Genomic DNA, 1,978 nt, shown 5'->3' with positions numbered 1-1,978 from the left:
CGGCCTCCTTCAGGATGCCAATGATCTGCTCTTCCGTGAAATGCTTCCGCTTCATCTGTCCGTCCCTTCGAGGGGCCGGTCTCTAGTTCCAACTGGATGAAGAAACGGGGGTCACGTCACGGGGCCGTTGTCGCCGTTGACCCAATATCCCACCGTATAGGCTTCCGTCGCGATCGGGCCGGTCTGTTGATCGAAGATGCGTCCGGCTGGTTGACCGCCCGGGTGGGTCGTCCCAGCGCTCCCGAACGTGTAGGACCCCGTATCGCCAACGACGGATGATGGCGTGAGAATGATTTGCGCGGCACATACCGGAACAGCCGCACCGAGAACGGCAATCACGAATGCAGCACTTACGCTCAACGATTTTACATTCAACAATGTCTCGCCTCCACATGATCGAACCAATTTCAACCCAGCGAAAACGCCAATGGTAGTTCGCCGCGATCGCGGACATTGGTCGTAAGCTGGTGAAGGTGCACTCGATCTGGGGTGCGCCTTGGTCGAGGTCGCTAAGGCCGCAGTGGTCCAACTTATTGTAAGAACACGCCAATTATTCGGCTGTTTTCCTCCGCGTCGTGCCAAACAGGGACAGTCGCCAGCGTCTCAGACTAAGTCGCGGCGTTCGTTTCAAATTTTCACGCGATGGTCTGTGGCGGCAGGCGGAAGGACAGCGTCACGCCTGCACGAATTTGGGCGTCGGCGGCGGCGGCCATGAGTTGCCGGGGCGCGCGGAAGTACGCTCTTGGGGTCATTGCCATGAAATCGCGAAAATCCCGGTAGAAGTGAGACTGGTCGTAATATGCGCTGTCTATGGCATCTCCGAGCGCTTCGCCGACGGCTGTTCTGACTCGCCCTAAGGTGTCCAGAAAGCGCTGCAGCCGCATGAGGCGTTTCGGTGCAAAACCGAATGTATTGAGGCACAGGCGGTTAAGCGTCCGCGCTGAGACATTTGCGGCTCGTGCGAATTCGCCGACTTCTGTGGGACGCATACGAAGTGCGCGATCCGCCGCGAGTACAGTGCAACTGATCGGCGGTTTGCGGTCTAGCAGGTGGAGGATCACTTGCTCAAGGCGCACGAGACTGACTTCATCTGTTTCATCGAGCATCAGCTGCGCGCGGAGTGTTTCGCCCTCAATGCCCAGTCGGTTCCCGAGCGGCTCTACGCGGTTTGCCATCTGGCTCGCGTTGCCCGATATTAATCGGTGCCAGCCGAGCGGAGTCAGTCCGAACCCGATGGTCTTTCCACCGCTCGTGACGATCTTACCGTGCCGGTCGGTCGGTCCAAACAATGCGGCAGTTTGTGAGGCCGAATTCTCGAAGCCCGGGATATCTACATGCCATTCGCCAGCAACTGCGAAACGTATGTTGCCCCATTCAGGATACAGGAAGTCGGTCAGCCCCGCTGAAGCCTCAACAACGTAGAAGAACGTTATGTAACTTTGCAATCGCGGCTGCGGCCGATAGATACGCACAGCCGCGCCCCCGTCGATCGACGATGACGGGCGATTGCTCTCAAGTTTACCATCCATGCGGCCCCACTTACGCTGGTCTGATCCCGGAGGCCGGTATGAAGCGCTTGATCTGCCTGCCTTTACTCAACGAGGGTGTCAAATCCGGCGCTTGGCTTGCCATGACTGCTATCGGCGGTTCCCCGGACATTGCCAGCATCCGCAATTGGGCGGTTGCTGCCTGTCGGCTTTTGGATGCGCCCCAGTTAGGCCGCAACGTCTGCCTTGGGTTGTTAGCGGACTGGCCGCTTTTCAAGGCCGGCGGACCGAAAAAAGGTTGGCACTAAAACTCGGCAGCGCAGTGGCCACAGGAGGAGTTGGTCATTGGAGCGTTTACCACCCCAAGTACGATCGTGTCCCACAGCGTGGTGTAGGTTCGCGGTCTCGCCGCTTGGATCTCCGGCTTGGCCGGGTTGATCATGCTGCCATGGATGACAACGTGACGATGGGATCATCGCTCATTTGCGACA

At 58.3% G+C, this 1,978-nt stretch carries 3 protein-coding genes; 1 reads left to right on the top strand and 2 read right to left on the bottom strand.

Annotated elements, in window-relative coordinates; all coding sequences use genetic code 11:
- Positions 1-111 precede the first annotated feature (111 nt).
- Both ACM9ME_RS15310 and ACM9ME_RS15305 read right to left on the bottom strand, forming a co-directional pair.
- Positions 112-375, bottom strand: a complete 264-nt coding sequence (locus ACM9ME_RS15310; RefSeq protein WP_415644323.1) for a hypothetical protein — start codon at positions 373-375, stop codon at positions 112-114.
- A 260-nt stretch (positions 376-635) separates the two neighbouring features.
- Positions 636-1,529, bottom strand: coding sequence for an AraC family transcriptional regulator (locus ACM9ME_RS15305; protein ID WP_415644322.1), 894 nt, complete (start codon positions 1,527-1,529; stop codon positions 636-638).
- Positions 1,530-1,567: 38 nt separating this feature from the next.
- On the opposite strand from ACM9ME_RS15305, the gene ACM9ME_RS15300 reads away from it, so the two are divergent.
- Entirely contained in the window at positions 1,568-1,795 is a 228-nt protein-coding gene (locus tag ACM9ME_RS15300) for a hypothetical protein (protein WP_415644321.1), read from the top strand.
- Positions 1,796-1,978: the final 183 nt, after the last annotated feature.

Origin of the sequence: Sphingomonas antarctica, from assembly GCF_965137005.1 — a bacterium.
In the GTDB taxonomy this organism is placed as follows: domain Bacteria; phylum Pseudomonadota; class Alphaproteobacteria; order Sphingomonadales; family Sphingomonadaceae; genus Sphingomonas_O; species Sphingomonas_O antarctica.
Note: the sequence above shows the minus strand (reverse complement) of the source record. Positions and strands in the feature narration are given on the sequence as shown.